Origin of the sequence: Pedobacter yonginensis (assembly GCF_003173595.1) — a bacterium.
Classification (GTDB): Bacteria; Bacteroidota; Bacteroidia; order Sphingobacteriales; family Sphingobacteriaceae; genus Pedobacter; species Pedobacter yonginense.
Genome location: NZ_QGNZ01000002.1, coordinates 45,731 through 65,240 on the forward strand (window position 1 = coordinate 45,731; position 19,510 = coordinate 65,240).

The 19,510-nt window shown below is 37.8% G+C and carries 18 protein-coding genes; 4 read left to right on the plus strand and 14 right to left on the minus strand.

What is annotated here, in order from left to right:
* Positions 1 to 82 precede the first annotated feature (82 nt).
* The 5 genes from DHW03_RS07120 to DHW03_RS07140 all read right to left on the minus strand — a co-directional run bounded on the left by DHW03_RS07120 (position 83) and on the right by DHW03_RS07140 (position 6,381).
* Entirely contained in the window at positions 83 to 670 is a 588-nt protein-coding gene (locus tag DHW03_RS07120) for a YceI family protein (RefSeq protein WP_109925088.1), read from the minus strand.
* 285 nt (positions 671 to 955) lie between these two features.
* Positions 956 to 3,832 (minus strand): aminomethyl-transferring glycine dehydrogenase, encoded by a 2,877-nt coding sequence (gene gcvP / locus DHW03_RS07125; RefSeq protein WP_109925089.1) that lies wholly within the window; start codon positions 3,830 to 3,832, stop codon positions 956 to 958.
* A gap of 170 nt (positions 3,833 to 4,002) precedes the next feature.
* Positions 4,003 to 4,566 (minus strand): hypothetical protein, encoded by a 564-nt coding sequence (locus tag DHW03_RS07130; protein ID WP_109925090.1) that lies wholly within the window; start codon positions 4,564 to 4,566, stop codon positions 4,003 to 4,005.
* Between the two features lie 88 nt (positions 4,567 to 4,654).
* On the minus strand, positions 4,655 to 5,560 hold the full coding sequence (locus tag DHW03_RS07135) for an EamA family transporter (protein WP_109925091.1): 906 nt from the start codon (positions 5,558 to 5,560) through the stop codon (positions 4,655 to 4,657).
* A gap of 104 nt (positions 5,561 to 5,664) precedes the next feature.
* The gene (locus DHW03_RS07140) at positions 5,665 to 6,381 is read right to left on the minus strand and encodes a pyridoxine 5'-phosphate synthase (RefSeq protein WP_109925092.1); all 717 of its coding nucleotides are present in this window, start codon (positions 6,379 to 6,381) and stop codon (positions 5,665 to 5,667) included.
* A 69-nt stretch (positions 6,382 to 6,450) separates the two neighbouring features.
* Between DHW03_RS07140 and DHW03_RS07145 the strand changes: the two genes are divergently transcribed.
* Complete coding sequence (locus tag DHW03_RS07145) at positions 6,451 to 8,100, plus strand: ArnT family glycosyltransferase (protein ID WP_240618491.1); 1,650 nt, start codon at positions 6,451 to 6,453, stop codon at positions 8,098 to 8,100.
* A gap of 1 nt (position 8,101) precedes the next feature.
* Positions 8,102 to 8,482: a GtrA family protein gene (locus DHW03_RS07150; RefSeq protein ID WP_109925093.1), complete on the plus strand. Its 381-nt coding sequence runs from the start codon at positions 8,102 to 8,104 to the stop codon at positions 8,480 to 8,482.
* Between the two features lie 179 nt (positions 8,483 to 8,661).
* Here DHW03_RS07150 and DHW03_RS07155 read toward each other — a convergent pair whose 3' ends face one another.
* The 5 genes from DHW03_RS07155 to DHW03_RS07175 form a co-directional block, all read right to left on the minus strand.
* The gene (locus DHW03_RS07155; RefSeq protein WP_109925094.1) at positions 8,662 to 9,057 is read right to left on the minus strand and encodes a hypothetical protein; all 396 of its coding nucleotides are present in this window, start codon (positions 9,055 to 9,057) and stop codon (positions 8,662 to 8,664) included.
* Positions 9,050 to 9,508 (minus strand): hypothetical protein, encoded by a 459-nt coding sequence (locus tag DHW03_RS07160; protein ID WP_165825380.1) that lies wholly within the window; start codon positions 9,506 to 9,508, stop codon positions 9,050 to 9,052. Before DHW03_RS07160 ends, DHW03_RS07155 begins: the two co-directional genes overlap by 8 nt.
* Before the next feature lie 135 nt (positions 9,509 to 9,643).
* The gene (locus DHW03_RS19260) at positions 9,644 to 9,985 is read right to left on the minus strand and encodes a DUF6370 family protein (RefSeq protein WP_165825381.1); all 342 of its coding nucleotides are present in this window, start codon (positions 9,983 to 9,985) and stop codon (positions 9,644 to 9,646) included.
* Positions 9,986 to 10,550: 565 nt separating this feature from the next.
* The gene (locus DHW03_RS07170; protein ID WP_109925096.1) at positions 10,551 to 11,606 is read right to left on the minus strand and encodes a TerC family protein; all 1,056 of its coding nucleotides are present in this window, start codon (positions 11,604 to 11,606) and stop codon (positions 10,551 to 10,553) included.
* Positions 11,606 to 12,577, minus strand: a complete 972-nt coding sequence (locus tag DHW03_RS07175; RefSeq protein WP_109925097.1) for a polyprenyl synthetase family protein — start codon at positions 12,575 to 12,577, stop codon at positions 11,606 to 11,608. Before DHW03_RS07175 ends, DHW03_RS07170 begins: the two co-directional genes overlap by 1 nt.
* Before the next feature lie 71 nt (positions 12,578 to 12,648).
* Here DHW03_RS07175 and DHW03_RS07180 point away from each other — a divergent pair, with 71 nt between their 5' ends.
* Entirely contained in the window at positions 12,649 to 13,647 is a 999-nt protein-coding gene (locus DHW03_RS07180) for an alpha/beta hydrolase (RefSeq protein ID WP_109925098.1), read from the plus strand.
* A gap of 511 nt (positions 13,648 to 14,158) precedes the next feature.
* Positions 14,159 to 14,608 (plus strand): PH domain-containing protein, encoded by a 450-nt coding sequence (locus tag DHW03_RS07190; protein ID WP_109925100.1) that lies wholly within the window; start codon positions 14,159 to 14,161, stop codon positions 14,606 to 14,608.
* Here DHW03_RS07190 and DHW03_RS07195 read toward each other — a convergent pair.
* The 4 genes from DHW03_RS07195 to DHW03_RS07210 all read right to left on the minus strand — a co-directional run bounded on the left by DHW03_RS07195 (position 14,605) and on the right by DHW03_RS07210 (position 19,500).
* Entirely contained in the window at positions 14,605 to 15,588 is a 984-nt protein-coding gene (locus DHW03_RS07195) for a YpdA family putative bacillithiol disulfide reductase (RefSeq protein ID WP_109925101.1), read from the minus strand. The two genes, DHW03_RS07190 and DHW03_RS07195, sit on opposite strands and share 4 nt — an antisense overlap.
* Positions 15,589 to 15,645: 57 nt before the next feature.
* A complete protein-coding gene (locus DHW03_RS07200; RefSeq protein WP_109925102.1) occupies positions 15,646 to 17,058 on the minus strand; it encodes an MBL fold metallo-hydrolase in 1,413 nt (470 codons plus the stop codon).
* A gap of 526 nt (positions 17,059 to 17,584) precedes the next feature.
* Positions 17,585 to 18,604: an asparaginase gene (locus DHW03_RS07205; protein ID WP_109925103.1), complete on the minus strand. Its 1,020-nt coding sequence runs from the start codon at positions 18,602 to 18,604 to the stop codon at positions 17,585 to 17,587.
* A gap of 128 nt (positions 18,605 to 18,732) precedes the next feature.
* Positions 18,733 to 19,500, minus strand: a complete 768-nt coding sequence (locus DHW03_RS07210; RefSeq protein ID WP_109925104.1) for a TatD family hydrolase — start codon at positions 19,498 to 19,500, stop codon at positions 18,733 to 18,735.
* Positions 19,501 to 19,510 lie beyond the last annotated feature (10 nt).

Sequence of the window (19,510 nt, forward strand, 5' to 3'; positions counted from 1 at the left end):
ACATTTTGCTTTTGATTGTTACATCATAAAAAAAGGTTTGCCCTACTAGAGCAAACCTTCCAAAATTCCGATTGGGAATAAATTATTTTTTAGCAACCAATTTTACTGCAAGTTCGAATTCATCGTAAATTGCTTTGTCGCCAATGCTTTCGAAGAACGATTTTGAACCATATTTAATGTCATATTTCGTTCTATCTACTACAATTTTAGAAGCAGTTGCTGTTACTGTTCCATCAGCACCTACCGCTACTGTTGCAGGGAAAGTTAATGGTTTAGTAATGCCTTTGATGGTTAAGTTACCTGTAACCGTTACGTTTGCACCAGAACCAGTAACTTTAGTAATTACAAAGTTCGAAGTTGGGAATTTCTCAGAACCAAAGAAATCATCTGCTTTTAAGTGTCCTTCTAGTTTTGCGCTACCATCAGCATCTTTGATAGAAGTCATATCCACGATGAAACCACCACCTGTAATGCTTTTACCATTAACGTTTAATGTACCTGATTTTAAAGCAATTGTTCCGTTGTGCGATCCTGTTACTTTTTTACCAACCCATGTAATGCTAGATTTTGTAACATCTACATTATAAGTTACTGGTTTAGTAGGGTTTTTAAAAGCTGACAATGATACTACTGCCACTAATAAAAAAATTGAGCTAATTTTTAATTTCATTTTCAAGTTGTTTAATTTAATAATACAAAGATAGGATTAACACTGGCCCTTTGTTATTGACCTATGTTAACTTTTTCAAAAATAATCGGTTTTATTTAATTTCTCTCTATTGACTGCAAATCTATGAGCATGGTTTAATTGTTATCTTTCTTTCAAGAAGAAATTCAGAAACGTGCGTACACAAAAAATCTGCAAGCTTTATGAAGTTGACTTCACAAACTTGCAGATTGATATTTAATTAAGTGACTTGATTGACCGAAACCCTAGCAAGGGCAAATCGACAGTTTAAGGCACTATCTCTTCCAAATAACTTTCTACTGGTGGACAAGCACATATTAATGAGCGATCTCCATGACTATCGTTTACACGACCTACGGAAGGCCAGAACTTACGCTCTAACACGTAAGGAAGCGGAAATGCGGCCTTTTGACGACTGTAAGGGTGCTCCCATTCGTTAGCCGTAATTACAGAAACCGTATGAGGTGCATTTTTTAATGGATTATCAATTCTGTCCAGAATACCTGTTTCTACATCCTTAATTTCATTTTTGATCGCAATAAGTGCATCACAGAAACGATCTAATTCATGCTTAGGCTCCGATTCTGTTGGCTCAACCATTAAGGTGCCCGCTACCGGGAAAGAAACCGTTGGGGCGTGGAAACCGTAATCCATTAATCTTTTGGCAATATCAGTTACCTCTATACCAAACGCTTTAAATGAACGGCAATCAAGAATCATCTCGTGTGCACAACGACCATTGGCACCTGAATAAAGCACCGGATAGTGTTGCTCTAAACGAGCTTTTATGTAGTTGGCATTTAAAATTGCGTATTTGGTTGCGTTGGTTAAGCCTTCAGCCCCCATCATGGCGATGTAAGCGTGAGAAATAATCAAGATTGATGCAGAGCCCCAAGGCGCTGATGACACAGCTGAAATCGATTTGCCTTTGTCGATATCAATCACGGAGTGACCAGGAAGATAAGGTACTAAATGCTTTGCAACACCAATTGGACCCATACCAGGGCCACCGCCACCGTGAGGGATACAGAAGGTTTTGTGCAGGTTTAAGTGGCAAACATCTGCACCAATATTGGCCGGACTTGTTAAACCAACTTGAGCATTCATATTTGCACCGTCCATATAAACCTGTCCGCCATTGGCATGGATGGTTTCACAGATTTCGATAATGCTTTCTTCAAACACACCGTGAGTTGATGGATAGGTTACCATTAAACACGATAAATTATCTTTATGCAATTCTGCTTTTGCTTTTAAATCTTCGACATCGATATTACCGTTTTCTAACGATTTAACGACAACGATTTTCATATCAGCCATAGCTGCCGATGCAGGATTTGTACCATGTGCTGATGCAGGAATTAAGGCAACGTTACGATGAAAATCGCCTCTATCGTGATGATAAGCTCTAATTACCATTAAACCTGCATACTCACCCTGGGCACCTGCGTTGGGCTGTAAACTCATGGCTGCAAAGCCTGTAATTTCACTTAACCATTTATCAAGTTCGTTAAAAACAGAATAATAACCCAATACCTGATCGGCTGGGGCAAATGGGTGTATGCGACCGAAGTGAGACCAAGTTACTGGAATCATTTCTGCGGTTGCGTTTAATTTCATGGTGCAACTTCCCAAAGCAATCATCGAGTGGCAAAGTGATAAATCTTTTGCTTCTAATGATTTAATGTAGCGCAACATTTCATGTTCTGAATGATGCGAATTAAACACTTGGTGCGTTAAATACGCAGAAGTACGTTGTAATTCGGCAGGAATAACCGTTTCTACACGTTCTACCACCTCAACCTGATCTGCCGCAACAGCCTTAACTTTGGCAAAGATTTTGGCAATCAGCGCCACATCTTCAAAAGTTGTGGTTTCATCAACAGAAATGGTTACAATACTACCCGTATAGTTTAAATTAATTTCGTTATCAATGCAGCCCGACTTAATGCCCCCTTTTAAATCGCCCAATTCGAAGCGAATGGTGTCAAAGTAAACTGAGCTTAATTGTTCGAAACCTAAGTTTTTTAAGGTATTGGCTAAACTAATTGCCAAGCCATGGGTGCGTTCAGCAATGGCTTTTAAGCCTTTTGGCCCGTGATAAGCAGCATAGAAGCCAGCCATAATCGCCAATAAGGCCTGTGCTGTACAGATGTTGGATGTTGCTTTATCTCTACGGATGTGTTGCTCACGAGTTTGCAAAGCCATACGTAAGGCATAATCTCCATGACTATCGATGGTTACCCCAATAATACGACCTGGAATTGAGCGTTTGTATTCGTCTTTAGTTGCAAAAAATGCCGCATGTGGGCCGCCGAAACCCATCGGAATACCGAAACGTTGCGTAGTACCTACTACAACATCTGCGCCCCATTCTCCCGGAGGAGTTAATAAGGTTAAACTTAAAATATCAGCAGCGACGGTTAATTTTATATTTTGTTGATGCAATTCTGCAGCAAAGTTTTTATAATCGAAAACTTCTCCATTACCTGCCGGATATTGAACGATTGCACCAAAGAAATCTGCTGAAGCATCGAAATCTAAATGGCTACCAATTACAATCTCAATACCGTAAGGATTAGCCCGTGTTTTTAAAATATCTATCGTTTGAGGAAAAACCAATTCAGATACAAAATATTTTTTCGCAGCTTGGTTTTTTCTGGTGCTGTATTGCATAAACATCGCTTCTGCCGCAGCTGTTCCTTCATCTAGTAATGAAGCATTGGCAATTTCCATTCCGGTCAAGTCAATCACCATGGTTTGGAAATTTAACAGCGCTTGCAAACGGCCTTGTGCAATCTCTGCCTGATACGGCGTGTATTGCGTGTACCACCCTGGGTTTTCGAAAACATTGCGCAAGATAACGCCAGGTGTAATCGTGTCATAATAGCCTTGTCCGATAAAGCTTTTGAAAACCTTATTCAACAAAGAAGTTTGTTTCAAAGCAGCAAGATATTCTGTTTCCGATTTCGCTGCAGGCAAATCTAAAGGCTGTTTTAACCTAATTGTTGCCGGTACAGTTTGTTCAATCAATTCATCAATAGAATTTACGCCAACGGTTTGCAACATTGCCTCAGTATCTTCCTGATTTGGCGCAATATGTCGGTTTTGAAACTCTTCTTTGTAGTGGATGTCTAAGCTCATGCGGTGTGAATAATAAGATGCCGCAAAGGTAGGAAATTACCAACGCTTTTTTGCCATAAAAGACTGTAAAAAACATGTGGAGGTTGGCACTTTGATTGTCGATTTTACTACCGAATTACAATTGGGCAAAATCAAACATTTGCATCGGTCTTCATCTATGATAAATTGGCTTAATTTTGAACTTTCCAACCTTCATCTTTACTCAATTTAAGTTTATACGTTTTGGTAATGAAGTTGCTATTTTCATTTGCATTCTTATCAAATGGAGAAAAATCAGTATTTACTTTTTTTAATGATACGGTTACTTTTGCGGTGCTCGAATTAACCTGAGAAAAATCTACTGGCTTTTCATCTGATAAAAGATATTCGACAACCTTAACCGTTGCTTTGTCGTTCTCTTGTTTTAAAACCAGCGGACTCGCCTTTTCTGTTAATGTAATTTGATAAACGAAACTACTGTCTTTGGATAAAAATTTCTTTTTTGCCTCTTTTAAAGTGATTGAAACCAGACCTTTATCTTCCAATGTACGGTACTTACCCAACTCCACTTTATCACTTGTACTGCTAAATTTCATTTCGCCAAAATCAAAGCGTGCCGTTTTATATTCAGGATTGGCTTTAAGAAAATCGGTAATCACTTCGCCTGCCTCGCTTTGGTTGATGGTAGTTTTGTTTTTACAGGCTACAAGGCCAATCAAAATAAACGTTAGAATATAGAAAGAGAATTTTTTCATTGGAGTAGTTTATGCTTTTTTAAAGATATTTATTTTTCTGATATGTTACACTGCCGAACCTTATTTATAAACAATTTCTGCCGATTCCTTAAGCCTGCTGCTTAGTGTTCATTTTCAAATATTTGAGATTTGGGATAACCATTGCAGATAAAATTATGGTTACACCTACCCATCTTAAAAAAGACACCTGTTCTTGCAACACAAAGCCAGCCATCATTACCGCTACAGGTAATTCTGCCGCGCTCAAAATAGAACTTAATGCCGTTCCAATTCGCGGTACACCTTCTGCATAAAACAAGGGTGGAATTACCGTGCCAAAAACAGCAATTATTAATCCCCATTTTAAGAGTGAACCATTGAGCGATCCATCAAAAAGAAAAGTTGGTGGAAACAATAGGAAGATTAACAAACAAGCACCCGTTATCATAAGAGCACTTTTTTGTAGTGGAGGATATTCGGTTCCTAATCTTCCATTCAACAACAAAAAACCTGCATAGGAAATTGCAGCCAATAGGCCGAAGCCGATGCCTTTTAAACTCATGGTTTGGATGCTGGTTTCTGCCATTCCACTTGCTAGAATAGTACCACCTAAAACCAAAATGATGGCTAAGAACTGTAAACCAGACGGTTGCTTTTTAAAAATGATGTACTCCATTAAAATGCTCATCCAAATAAACTGCATCAACAAAATAATGGCTACAGAGTTTGGTACCAACTTCACACATTGGTAGTAAAATACGCTGACTAAACCCGTACAGGTTCCCGCCAAAATCATTTTCCACCAAGGGGTTTTAATGATGGTTTCTTTCGATTTATAACGCGTTGTTCTGGTTTGAAAAAAAAATAAAACCCATAAAATTACAGCACCAAAAAAGGCTTGGGCGCCGGTTACATCCCCCAGGGTATAACCATCATGGTAAGCCAGCTTTACAAAGGTAGATAGGATGCCGAAACTACAGGCACCAAAAAAAACAAGAAGAATTCCTTTCAACATTCAAATAGAGTCAAGTGTAGGGCGCATTACAACAAACAATTAGATTGGCAGCTTAAGTTTGATCGCCTAATGTGCATTAGCATTACTCAAACATCTGCTTCGGTTTAGTTAAGTTGTTGCAAATATTTTTGAATGGTGGTTTCTAAGCCCAAATAGAGTGCATCACTAATTAGCGCATGCCCAATGGAAACCTCCAATAAACCCGGAATACCTTGAGCGAAGTAATGCAGATTATGCAAATCTAAATCATGCCCCGCATTTATACCTAAGCCCAAACGATTGGCGTGGTGGGCAGCGGCGATGTAGTTTACAATGGCTTTTTCTCGATCGGCAAAGTAGTTCTGGGCATAAGCTTCCGTATAAAGTTCGATTCTATCAGTACCGGTTTCTGCCGCGCCTTCAATCATTTCCACTACGGGATCAACAAAAATTGAAACTCTTATGCCTTCCTTTTGAAAAACGAAAACCATTTCCTTTAAATAGTCTTTATGCTTTCGGGTATCCCAACCATGGTTGGAGGTAATTTGGCCTTCAGCATCGGGCACCAAAGTAACTTGTGCTGGCTTGTTTGCCAATACTAAATCGACAAATTTATCTTCCTTGCAATTGCCTTCAATGTTAAACTCGGTAGCAATAACCGCTTTTAGATCGTAAACATCCTGATAACGAATATGGCGTTCGTCAGGGCGTGGATGCACCGTAATGCCTTGTGCTCCAAAACGTTCACAATCCAATGCAACCTTAACTAAATCAGGATTATTACCGCCCCTGCTGTTGCGAAGCGTAGCAATTTTATTGATGTTAACCGATAATTTTGTCATTCGACAAAGATAAGGCTTTTGGCTTTGTTAATCTGAAACCCTAAATAAATTTTAATTTTTTACTCATATTTGGAAAAAACATTATTGAAGTTGAAAGACCAAATTATTTACAAAATTTTAATTGCTGTAATCATTGCAGTAAGTGCATTGGCCTTGTTTGGTGGAATTATGGAGCCCGATTCTGCGCTCTATGCCTCTATTGCCAAAAGCATGGTATTGAGAAATGATTACGTTAACCTTTACGTTCGTGGTGCAGATTGGCTAGATAAACCACATTTAACTTTTTGGTTGGCTGCTCTATTTTTTAAGATTTTTGGGATCTCTACCTTTGCCTATAAACTGCCCTCGTTCTTGTTCGGTTTGCTTGGTGCTTGGTATATTTATAAACTGGCCAAGGATATTTACAATGAAAAAATTGGGCTACTGAGTTCGTTAATTTTTTTAAGTGCCCTACATATACTGATTTCTACATTTGATGTGCGCGCAGAAGTGTACATCACCACCTTCACCTTTGCTGCAATTTATCATTATTATAAGGCACATCAAGGTTCTTTCTGGCATATCATAATAGGCTCGTTATCTGCAGCATGTGCCATTATGATAAAGGGTATTTTTGTTTTGATTCCAGTTTTTGGTGGCTTTATTTTATACTGGCTCTTAACCAAGCAATTTAAGCAACTCTTAAAACCCAAATGGTGGTTGGCGGTTTTGCTGATTTTGATTTTCATTATTCCAGAACTTTATACCTTATACGTGCAATTTGATCTCCATCCAGAAAAGGTAATGTTTGGACGAACGGGTGTTTCCGGAATTAAATTTTTCTTTTGGGACAGTCAGTTTGGGCGATTTTTTAATACGGGGCCAATAAAAGGAAGAGGAGATGTTTCCTTTTTCTTACACACTACCCTTTGGGCATTTTTACCTTGGTCGGTTCTGTTTTATGCGGCAGTGCTTAGCTTATTCAAAAAGAAAAACAGGGTTGTTTTACCGAAAGAAAGTATTTTTATTTGGCTGAGTGCAGGCATAACCTTCCTTTTATTTTCACTTTCGAAGTTTCAATTGCCGCACTACATTTTAATTATTTTGCCTCAGTTTGCAATAATCACAGCGCTTTACCTCAATCGGTTGGGAGGGAGAAGTTTAAATGTGTTTTTTTACATACAAAGTGTACTGGCCATTTTATTTGTGCTCGCTATTATTGGCATTAATTACTACGCACAATTCAAATTTACCATTCTTGCACCCGTTGTAGCTGTAGCAACTTTAATTATGCTATCGTTTCGATTGCCGAATCTCAAAAACTTAATCGTTAGAAGTGTAGCCTCAGCAGCTTTAGTGATGATTTTTCTTTCCTGCTTTTTTTACCCCACGTTGCTTAAATATGAATCTGGCAGGGAAGCTGGAAATTGGCTAAAGGAGCATTACCCAAATGCAAAAGCATCGGTGCTAATGTATCCCGATTCTTATTCTTTTGATTTTTATGCTAAGGGAGAGGCAAAATATTTTTGGAACTATGAGGCGCTAAAGAAATCCAAAAGCGACCCGAACTTAGTTGTTTACGTTTCTGAAACTGAACTAAAAACATTAAAGACCGAATATCATGCAGAAGTACTGAAATCATTTGATTACTACCACCTTACAAAACTTACGGGAAAGTTTTTAAATGCCAAAAAACGTCCACAGGTTTTGGAGCGTTTTTATTTGATTAAAATACATTAGTATGGATTTGATCTTACGTATTCTAAAATTCGGGTTAACTGGCCTATTCGGAATGGCTATCGATTTCGGTGCAACTTGGCTTTTTAAAGAAAAAATTAAGGTAAACAAGTATGTGGCCAATGCCATTGGCTTTAGCCTTGCCGTAACCAACAACTATTTAATCAACAGAATCTGGACTTTCCAAAGCACCAACGCACATTGGGGAACTGAATTTAGCAAATTTTTAGTGGTTAGTTTAATTGGTTTAGGTCTAAACACAATTATAATCTACTTATTTCACCAACGTAAAAATGGGGCCAACTTTTACGTAGCCAAATTTTTTGCCATTATAATTGTGTTTGTTTGGAATTTCTTGGCCAATATGCTATTTACCTTTAAGTAGCGTTTTTACCAATAAAATAGAATACAATAAGCCAAATTATTCCTTTAATTAGGAAGAATAAGAACCCCACTACGCCTACCCGCCTAAACCACAGTTTTAACTTTTCTTTGTCCATTGAGCCGTTTGGTAAAGATAAATGATTTGCGCTTAATTAGAAAGGTTTTAAATAAGGAATTGAATTACTTTTTCATCATAATCTTCAAGCGAGATAATCTATTGACGGCCTCATCGGCAATGAATTTGTGAACCTTGTAGTCATGATAGCGTGCATTCATACAAAGGCCGAATAACCAATTATAGAGTTGAAAGGCCGAATCGCCCAACTCCGCTCTAACCAAGTTAATAGTCGCTGTGTGTTTACTTGGCTTATTTTTGGTGCCTTTGTAATCACCATTATAATATTCATCAAAAGTGTTGTAAACAAAACCAGCTATTATTTTTGGAAACACCTCATATTGAACTAAATGTAACGCCGAATAGAACGCGGTAGTTACAACCCAATCGCAATAATCTCCGTGGGAGTGAAGGAAATTACATGCATCTTCATTATGTTTTGCATGTGCTTTTTTATCCATTAGCAACAGGTTTCATTAGCCCAAAAAAGCCATCAGCTAATAAGGCATCGTTGTTAAGGCCTCCATCATTATAAGTTATAGAAAATGATATGCGATAATCGTCAGATCTACTTTGTTTTTCTATTGAGTGCGTTATTGAATAAACCTGCAACAATTTGTCGTCCAAAAAGGTAGCGATTGGAACAGTCAGTATCACAGATAAGGCATTAGGTCGTTCCAGTTTAATAAACGCTCCGTTAACCCTTAACTCTAATTTACGAAATTGAGAAATTACTTCTTTGATGTAATTAATTGTGTTAGCTATATTGGTTTTTAGTCTTAATTCAAACTGTTTCCTGTCATCAATTCCTCGCTCCGACCAACCAGTTTGATAAGCACTAAGCATTTCATCGACATCATTCTTCAATGAATCTTCTAAATTGTCAATATTAAAATCTTGATTATTATTCACGATAATTACCGGCACTAACTAATGCTATAGATAACAGACTATATTTCAGCTTCTTTAACTCTTACAAATGTAAACCTTAAATTTCTCAAAAGCAAATCAAAGGGAGACTACAAAAGCTGATCAAAAATAAAAAACCTATTTTTTTGAAGGCACCAATTTAATCTCTTTGGCTTTAAAGCGATTGTTTACAATTTCACCAGATACCTCTGCTTTGCTAACAGCATTGCAAAAACCATGCTCGCCGTGGGCATCGCCAAAATCATCAATATTTTTTCCGTCAACGAAATAAGGCTTACCATCAATTTTAACGGCCAGCTCACAATCTTTTCCCTTCATTTTAAATTGACATTCACCACAAGCAATTTCGACAACTTGCTTATTAACTACCTTTGTTGCGGCTACTTTTTTAGATGTTGTTTGGGCGTGTGCTCCGTATGCGAATACGCAAAAAAACAAAGCTAATACTAGATTTTTCATGTTTCAAATAATTAAATATGATGCGTGTTTTTTACCAAAAACCTCGAAGTGTTTGGTATAAAAAACATAAACAAATTTAGCTTTTTTGATTCACAAATGCTTCAACCCATTTCTAATAAATAGAGAATTGTTCTTAAGATCGTTGTGGAGAAAACAATAAAGGGCATGTAGTTTTACCTTGAAAAGGTTTTGGAAATGAACGCATGGTATTTCATCGGAACCACCTGCCCCGCTTGCCCTGCTGCCAATTTGAAAAAAATTGGCATTCGTTTAATCGGGTTTATGTTTTGCGGTTTCTACAAAAAATCAAGATGATACAGGGCATAAAATAAATTGGGATTTCTTAATATTGCCCTTGTACCTAAACCCTATGGAAGCGGTAGCCCGAGCTTTTCAGCGAGGCTATAGCGGACAGAGGGACTGAAGAATTGGAAGCATTACTGAACGTACGTTTCCAAATAAATGTCTTTGATACGGCATTGTGGGTGTGTAAATTAACCGCAAAGACGGTTATTGCTAAATAATTGATTGTAAACCGGTTAATAACCCCCAGAATATATTACAATTATGCTACTGTATGTTTTTTCTTTTTAGGAAAAACGAGGGACGCCACGATGCTAATGACCAAAATGCTTAGAATCACAATCAGAGAGTGTTCGGTTGTGAAACCCCATTTTTCTAAATACACATGGGCAAGCATTTTAACACCAATAAAACTTAACAAAACGGCTAGGCCTGTTTTTAAATAATGGAATTTATGGATAATGTTAACCAATAAAAAGAACATGGAGCGGAGGCCCATGATGGCAAAAATATTGGAGAAGAATACGATGTATGGATCTTTTGTGACGGCGAAAATAGCCGGAATGGAATCTACCGCAAAAAGTAAATCGGTAAATTCTACAATCAGCAACACCAAAAATAATGGGGTTACCATTCGCTTAGCATTAATTTTTACAAAGAATTGCTTGCCTTCGTATTTAGGATGAATGGCAAATATTTTAGATGCCCATTTAACCACCGGGTGATTTTCCGGATCGATCTTATCATCGCCATCTTTGCTAAAAAACATTTTAACGCCTGTAAACACCAAGAAGGCTCCGAATATGTAAAGAATCCATGCAAACTTTGCTATTAATGCTGCACCGACGAAAATAAAAATGAATCGCATCACAATTGCGCCAAGAATGCCCCAAAATAATACGCGATGGTAATATTTTTCTTCTACTGCGAATGCCGAAAAAATAAGCACGATAACGAAAATATTATCAATTGAAAGTGCATATTCGATTACATAGCCTGTTAAAAACTCTAAACCCAGGTTTTGCTTGTAGAGCGTTAAACTTTCTGGAAAATTATTGGGGATAAGCGTGATGTTATGCCGATGCTTTACTACAATTTCTTTTAGATGGGCGAAATCTTTAATGCCATGCAGTTGATGCCCTTCGGTTAGGAGAATGAAATAAAACCCGATGGCCATTGCCACCATAATTAAACTCATGATACCAGCTTGTTTTAAGCTTACAACATGCTCTTTTCTGCTAAAGAGACCTAAATCTAAAGCAAGTATAAGGGCAATAAATAAGAGGAAGCCTATGCTAAAGATTAATTCGTTATTCATTATTTTTTTCTTTCGGTAGTGTAAAGTACGAGTTGTTCTAATCCCGTTCTTGCTTCTCCGGCTTCAAATTGGTGTAAAATATCAAAGGCATCTTTTTGGTATTCCTGCATTTTTTGGTTGGCATAAAATACGCCTTCCATTCGGTTAACAAAATCGATAATCTGCTGAATTTTAACTGGATCATCTTGATGGTTTTTAACCAAGTTGATGATTTGTTTTCTTTCTGCCTTTTCGGCTTTGTTCAGGGCATAAATTAATGGTAAGGTTACTTTTTTCTCCTTGATATCTATACCCAATGGTTTACCTACATCATCGGTGCCAAAATCGAAAGTATCATCTTTAATTTGAAAGGCGATACCAACTTTTTCTCCGAATAAGCGCATTTGCTCTATTGTTGCATCATCTGCGCCTGCCGAAGCGGCACCTGCTGCACAACAAGATGCGATTAATGAAGCTGTTTTCTGTCTGATTACATCAAAATAAAGATCTTCGGAAATATCCATCCGCCTAACTTTCTCAATTTGCAAAAGTTCTCCCTCACTCATCTGTTTAACAGCTTCTGATACAATTTGTAACAAACGATGTTCATTATTGTTTACCGAAAGCAACAAACCTTTTGCTAAAAGATAATCGCCAACTAAAACAGCTATTTTATTTTTCCATAATGCATTGATGGAAAAGAAACCACGGCGTTCATATGCATTATCCACAACATCATCATGCACTAATGTGGCGGTGTGTAAAAGTTCGACCAAGGCTGCTCCTCTATGTGTAGATTCGGTGATGCCACCGCAAAGCTTTGCCGCAAAAAACACGAACATTGGTCGCATTTGCTTGCCCTTCTGCTTAACAATATAATGGGTAATTCGATCTAGCAAGGGCGCATCGCTGTGCATAGATTCTTTAAAGGTTTTTTCAAACGCTTTAATGTCAGTTGCTATAGGCTTTTTTATTTGTTCGATTCCCGGCATTATTGGAAAAAAATTGATTGCAAACTTAGGTTAAATTCCTATAAAACTTTACATTTAATAAAAACATTGCATTGAAAAAACGCTACAAAATATTAATAGGCTTATCTGTTTTAATTGTTGGCGCGTATTTCTCTGGGCCGAGGCCAAAGAAACCCCTTTACAGCGAAGAACTAACGAATGTTCCGGATTTAAAAGACTTGGATAATTATGTTAGAACCAAAGAAAGTGCGCATAAGTTAAAGCCCGATAACGAAGCTGAAATTGTGTGGGCGGATGCCGATCACCACCAAACTGAATATGCAATTGTGTATTTACATGGCTTTTCTGCATCGAAAATGGAAGGAAATCCTGTTCACTTAAACCTTGCTAAAAAGCTTAAAGCCAATTTATATTTATCACGCCTAGCCGACCACGGCCTTGACACCATTGCGCCCATGCAATATTTTACTGCTGAGCGACTTTGGGAAACCAGTAAAGAGGCTTACGCCATCGGCAAAAAGCTGGGTAAAAAGGTCATTCTGGTGGGCACTTCAACGGGTGGAACCGTCGCGTTGAAATTGGCGGCAACCTTTCCCGACATTCACAGCTTAATTTTACTTTCGCCCAATGTAGCCATAAATGATAAAAACGCTTGGTTGTTAAACGACCCATGGGGCTTGCAGATTGCCCGAAAAGTGGTGGGTAGTGAGGAACGTGTAATACTTGGTAAAAGCGAGGAAGCGAAAAAATACTGGTACACAAACTACCGACTTGAAGCTTTGGTAGAGCTACAGGAGTTTTTAGAAAGCACCATGATCAAAAGTACCTTTCAAAAAGTAAAACAACCGGTTTTGATGCTCTACTTTTATAAAAATGAATTGGAGCAAGATCCTGTGGTACGGGTGGATGCGATGCTGAAAATGTTCAATCAGCTGGGTACTCCAAATGATTTAAAACAGAAAATATCTATTCCAAACGCAGGGAACCATGTTTTGGGATCTTACCTAACGTCTAAAGATTTAAAAAGTGTTGAAACTGCCATTGATGGATTTGCACGACGATACAACCTCATTTCAACTGGAAATGAATAACAACACGGCCTTAATAACCTTATACCATTTATACTTTACAGAATGAAGCCAATATTTAAAGAGTTACTTTGGTTGTTTTTGCCGCTATTGATGATAATTGGGGGGTATATATGGTTGGGGGAACTAAGCCTAGAAATTAACCTGTTTGATAGCTATTTGGTTATTTCACCAACACCTTGCGTTTTTCTCTTATATGTTGGAATGGTTTTCGTCATTTATTTGATAAAGGAAACTAAACATCATTATCAAAGAAAGGCTCAGAATTTAATCACAATATTTTCAGGGCTAATCTTAACCATCATATGTACCCTCATTAATGGATTTATATATACATTCCTTTTTAACAGCTGGACCGTATATCCACCTCTAAGTGGCTTAAATGAACCACCCGAAAAGATTATAAATTTCCATAAACTAATCGGCCTAACAATTGGGGTAGGTTTCCAAATCATCATAATTCTTTTCTTAATTAATTTGGCCTATAATTGGGGAAAAGCTATCAAGAAATCAAATGGATAAAGCTATTTTCAAAAGTAACCGAAGCATCTTTTTCAGTTCTGTGGTAGTCATTACGGTAGTAGGTCTTCTAGCAATATGTGTTATCCAATTGATCACCCTGAATGGAAATATTTTAGGAATTATTCCTATGCAAATCATTTGTTGGTTATGTATTGGCTTTCTTCTCTCGATATTTTTCAATACCCATTATAAAATTTACAAGAGTTATTTGTTTTACAGAAGTGGTCCTATTAACGGAAAAATAGAGATCAGTAACATTAGAGAAATCATTATTGGCCAAAAATTTATCATTGGGTTTAAGCCTGCAACGGGCAACAATGGTTTAGTAATTAAATATAACCGATGGGATGAAATTTACATTTCGCCTGATAGCAACGAGGGATTAATTAAGTTAATTTTAGAAATAAATCCCGCGGTGATACTGACGGATTTGCGAACTTAAAACCAGGCCATAATATTTTTAACAATCATTTCGGCGTGTATTCTGGAGTTTTCGATAAAAAGCTTATGCGTATCCAAACCTCCGCAAACTACGCCTGCCAGGTATAAGCCTTTAACATTGGTCTCCATGGTTTCTTCGTTATACACAGGGCAAAGATTTTCGGGCAATTCAATGCCAAATTTTCTCAGCATCGCAAAATCGGGTTGGTAGCCTGTCATGGCAATCACAAAATCATTGGGGATGGTTTTTATGCCCTCGGGTGTTTTGATATCGACTTCGCCCTCCCTAATTTCAACCAATTCTGAATTAAAATGTGCGGTAACTTCTCCTTCTTTAATTCTATTTTGAATATCGGGGCGAACCCAATATTTAACGTGTGGCCCAAGTTCTGCACTACGCACCACCATAGTTACATTTGCCCCTTTTCGATAAGTTTCTAAAGCGGCATCCACCCCAGAATTGTTTGCCCCAACAACCACCACATTTTGAAAGGCATATAAATGTGGATCTTTATAATAATGGGTAACTTTTGGTAAATCTTCGCCTGGTACGTTCATTAACAAAGGAACATCATAAAAACCTGTTGAGACAATTACATTTTTAGCGGTGTAACTTGTTTTTGAGCTGGAGATTTCAAAAAAACCATCATCCTTTTTTATCACTTGATTCACACGCTCAAACAAATGAATGTTTAAATCAAAGGTTTCTGCCACTCGGCGATAGTATTCTACAGCTTCGTTTCTGTTTGGCTTAGGACTTATGGTTACAAATGGAAGTCCGCCAATTTCAAGTTTTTGAGAAGTTGAAAAGAAAGTCATGAACACAGGATAATTGAATAAGCTGTTTACCAACGCGCCCTTTTCTACAATAACATATGATAGTTTGGCTTTTTGAGCTTCGATAGCACAGGCCATTCCGATTGGGCCTGCACCAATGATTAACACATCGTAGTGATTGCTGTTATTCTTCTGTTCTATCATTTTTAAATATTAGGGAATTGATATTTTAAGCTTATTACATTTCTTGATTAATGCAACTTAAACCTTCATCGCTTTGCTTGGGCAGGCAAAGTCAGTTCTTTTTAATCCAGTATTTTTAATTGCCCCGTAACCCCCAGCAATATCAATTACATTTTCTACGCCACGCGATTTTAGAATACTCGCCGCAATCATAGAACGATAGCCACCAGCGCAATGGATATAGTAGGTAGCCTTTGGATTAATTTCACCTGTCCATTCGTTTATAAAATCTAAAGGACGGCTTAAAGTAAAATCCAAATGTTCAGATTCATATTCTCCAGGTTTGCGCACATCTATTGCGATAATTTCACTTTCATGAGCTGCCTTTTCAAATTCTTCTGCAGAGATAGATTCAATTGTGTCGATTTCTTTGCCTGCATCTGTCCACCTTTCAAAACCTCCCTCCAAGTAGCCTATGGTGCTGTCGTAACCCACTCTGGTTAGCCTAGTTATGGTTTCTTCCGCCTTACCTTCATCGGTAATGAGCAAAATGGGCTGTTGTAAATCTGTAATCAATGCACCAACCCATGGGGCAAATTGCCCGTTCAAACCAATGTTTATGGAGTTGGGTATAAAGCCCTTTGCAAACACCTGTGGATCGCGAGTGTCCAACATAATTGCGCCGGTATGATTTGCGGTATCTTCAAAAGCTTGTGGCGTTAGTGCGTTCAAACCTTTTTCATAAACCTCTTCTATACTTTCTACACCTCCTTTGTTTATAGCTGCATTCTTCGCAAAATATTGAGGTGGAGGCATAATTCCATCCGTTACTTCGGCTATAAATTGTTCTTTTGTGGCTGCTTTTAGGGCGTAATTAACTTCCTTTTGATGCCCTAAAGTATCGAAAGTTTCTTTACTCATGCTTTTGCCACATGCTGAACCCGCACCGTGTGCAGGATAAACAATTACATCATTTGATAAGGGTTTAATTTTATCGTTTAATGAATCGTAAAGCATTCCGGCCAAATCTTGCATGGTTAAATTACCTTTTTGAGCCAAATCTGGTCGGCCAACATCGCCAATAAAAAGGGTATCGCCGCTAAAAATACAGTGATCTTTACCATGCTCATCGGTTAATAAATAAGTGGTAGATTCTAAAGTATGACCGGGCGTATGTAGTGCGGTTATAGTTAAGTTGCCAATTTTAAATTGCTCGCCATCTTTTGCAATGTGCGATTTAAATTCAGTTTTTGCCGTTGGTCCGTAAATGATTTCAGCACCAGATTTCTCTGCCAAATCTACGTGTCCAGAAACAAAATCGGCATGGAAATGGGTTTCAAAAATATATTTAATTGTGGCTCCTGCCTTTTCTGCTTTCTTTAAATATGTAGAAACTTCTCTAAGTGGGTCTATAATAGCCGCTTCTCCATTACTTTCTATGTAATATGCTGCCTCTGCTAAACAACCTGTATATATCTGTTCTATTTTCATATTTTATTTATTGGTGTTTGAAGTATTAAGGGACGAGAATGGAGTTAAGGTTTTAAGTATCAAGTTTCCAGTATCAAATCACAAGTATCAAGTCATAAGTATCAAGTCACAAGTATTAAGTCACAAGTATTAAGTCACAAGTATTAAGTATCAAGTCATAAGCCATAAATCCTAAGTATCAAGTCACAAGTATTGAGTATCAAGTCGTGAGTTTTTTTTTGTCGGTAACAAGATTTGAGTTTTTACGATCGATAATTAAAGACTTTTAAACCTATTCTTTTACTTAACCTTAAATATTCCATTAATAGCATCAAGCAAAAATAAGGCTAAATACGAATAACCGAAATGATGACAGTCATAATTGCAGAAGTTTTACTTATGGGCTGCTGGGCCTTTTTGCATCCGTAAGTGGTGGAACATTTCTGATGAGTACAGAAAAACACGATACAGTCGTTTAGAATGGTCGCTTTGCTGCTCCAGGAACTCCTAAAAAAGGATTGCGGTTTATTGCCCCAAAGGGATTGCTTTAATCTTTGGTAAGTTCGCCGCGAAGCGACTCTTCCATTAACTGACGATTTTCTTCATGACTTAAACCTAAACCCATTACAAACATGAGCTTCGTTACCGTTGCTTCGAAAGTAAGATCGTAACCACTTAAAACGCCCATTTTTTGCAACTCTCTGCTGGTTTCGTAACGCCCTAGCTGAACTGAACCTTTTTTACATTGAGAAATATCGATAATAATTTTACCGTTAAGTATGGCTTGCCTCAAACTATCTAAAAACCATTGTGCAGTGGTGGTATTGCCAGAGCCAAAGGTTTCTAATATAATGGCATCCACTTTTGAATCGGTTATGGCCTGAACGGCTTGTGGTGTAATACCCGGATATAATTTGAGCACCCCGATGTTGGAATTGAAATTGGTGTGGATGGTTAACTTGCCAACACTTGGTTTAAGGATATAATTGCGATGAAACTGAAGATGAACCCCAGCTTCAGCCAAAACCGGATAATTTGGAGAACGGAAAGCTTCAAATTTTTCGCTATTGTATTTAATTGAGCGGTTACCCCTAAACAATTGCGCATCAAAATAAATGCACACTTCTGGAAACAAAGCCTTACCGTCTTCTTTCGTTGCGGCAATTTCCAAAGCTGTAATTAAATTTTCCTTTGCATCGGTTCTAATTTCACCAATGGGCAATTGTGATCCTGTTAACACTACGGGCTTGGTCAAGTTTTCCAACATAAAACTTAATGCCGAGGCTGTGAAGGCCATCGTATCTGAACCATGAAGGATTACAAAGCCATCATACAGATCGTATTTATTGTAAACAAGTTCTGCTAGCGTTTTCCAAATTTCTGGATCCATGTTGGACGAATCCAGAACTGGATTAAAGGAATGAACATCTAAATGATAATCCAAACGCGCTAATTCCGGCACGTTTTCTTTAATCTGCTCGAAATCAAAAGGGACTAACATTCCATTGCTGGGGTCATTAACCATACCAATGGTGCCACCGGTATAAATTATAAGGATTTTGGTCATTTGGTTGGTAAAGTTGCTCACCGCAAAAGAACACAAAAGATTTGTATTTTTTGGCGCTTTTTACCACAAAGCTCTTGGATTTTGCGCTAAAACCGCCGAAAATCTGAGAAAAGGGTGAGAAACTAACTTTAAATCCCAAAAATCTTTTTAGAATTTTCGGTCGTTACGTTTGCAATTTCCTCTACAGATACATCATAAATATCCGCTAGTTTCTCGGCAATGTAAATAAGGTAGCTGCTTTCATTTGGTTTACCTCTAAAGGGTACTGGCGCCAAATATGGCGAATCGGTTTCCAATACTAAATTGGCTAAGGGTATTTCAGAAAGTACAACATCCAAACCTGCCTTTTTGTAGGTAACCACACCTCCAATGCCTAAATAAAAATTAAGATCGATGGCTTGCTTGGCTTGCTCAGCATTCCCTGTAAAACAATGGAAAATACCTCGGAGCTTCTCATCACGCTCGCTTTCTAATAACTCAAAAACTTCATCAAAAGCTTCTCGGCAGTGGATAACAATGGGCAAGCCCAGCTTTTTCGCCCAACCTATTTGTTTTCTGAAAGCATCCTGCTGAATTTCTAATGTAGTTTTATCCCAATACAAGTCAATTCCGATTTCCCCTATTGCATAAATTTTCCGATTTGAAATACTGCTGTAAATCTCGTCAAGATGAGATAAATAATCTTCCTTCACATCGCATGGATGCAGGCCAGCCATAGCAAAACAATTTGCAGGGTATTTAGCCACCAAATCATCAATCATGGCTATCGATTTGACATCCACATTGGGCAAAAACAGGCGATTCACATCGTTTTCAAAACAACGCTCCATGAGTTGCGCTTGTTTTTCAGCATCTTGCTCGTAGTATAAATGGGTATGGGTATCGGTGAAAATCATTTTTAATCGT

Bases quoted from the DNA above. Each gene is read 5' to 3' on its own strand.
- DHW03_RS07120 (WP_109925088.1), bottom strand. From the start codon at position 670: ATGAAATTAAAAATTAGCTCAATTTTTTTATTAGTGGCAGTAGTATCA.
- gcvP (WP_109925089.1), bottom strand. From the start codon at position 3,832: ATGAGCTTAGACATCCACTACAAAGAAGAGTTTCAAAACCGACATATT.
- DHW03_RS07130 (WP_109925090.1), bottom strand. From the start codon at position 4,566: ATGAAAAAATTCTCTTTCTATATTCTAACGTTTATTTTGATTGGCCTT.
- DHW03_RS07135 (WP_109925091.1), bottom strand. From the start codon at position 5,560: ATGTTGAAAGGAATTCTTCTTGTTTTTTTTGGTGCCTGTAGTTTCGGC.
- DHW03_RS07140 (WP_109925092.1), bottom strand. From the start codon at position 6,381: ATGACAAAATTATCGGTTAACATCAATAAAATTGCTACGCTTCGCAAC.
- DHW03_RS07150 (WP_109925093.1), top strand. From the start codon at position 8,102: ATGGATTTGATCTTACGTATTCTAAAATTCGGGTTAACTGGCCTATTC.
- DHW03_RS07155 (WP_109925094.1), bottom strand. From the start codon at position 9,057: ATGGATAAAAAAGCACATGCAAAACATAATGAAGATGCATGTAATTTC.
- DHW03_RS19260 (WP_165825381.1), bottom strand. From the start codon at position 9,985: ATGAAAAATCTAGTATTAGCTTTGTTTTTTTGCGTATTCGCATACGGA.
- DHW03_RS07170 (WP_109925096.1), bottom strand. From the start codon at position 11,606: ATGAATAACGAATTAATCTTTAGCATAGGCTTCCTCTTATTTATTGCC.
- DHW03_RS07175 (WP_109925097.1), bottom strand. From the start codon at position 12,577: ATGCCGGGAATCGAACAAATAAAAAAGCCTATAGCAACTGACATTAAA.
- DHW03_RS07190 (WP_109925100.1), top strand. From the start codon at position 14,159: ATGGATAAAGCTATTTTCAAAAGTAACCGAAGCATCTTTTTCAGTTCT.
- DHW03_RS07195 (WP_109925101.1), bottom strand. From the start codon at position 15,588: ATGATAGAACAGAAGAATAACAGCAATCACTACGATGTGTTAATCATT.
- DHW03_RS07200 (WP_109925102.1), bottom strand. From the start codon at position 17,058: ATGAAAATAGAACAGATATATACAGGTTGTTTAGCAGAGGCAGCATAT.
- DHW03_RS07205 (WP_109925103.1), bottom strand. From the start codon at position 18,604: ATGACCAAAATCCTTATAATTTATACCGGTGGCACCATTGGTATGGTT.
- DHW03_RS07210 (WP_109925104.1), bottom strand. From the start codon at position 19,500: ATGATTTTCACCGATACCCATACCCATTTATACTACGAGCAAGATGCT.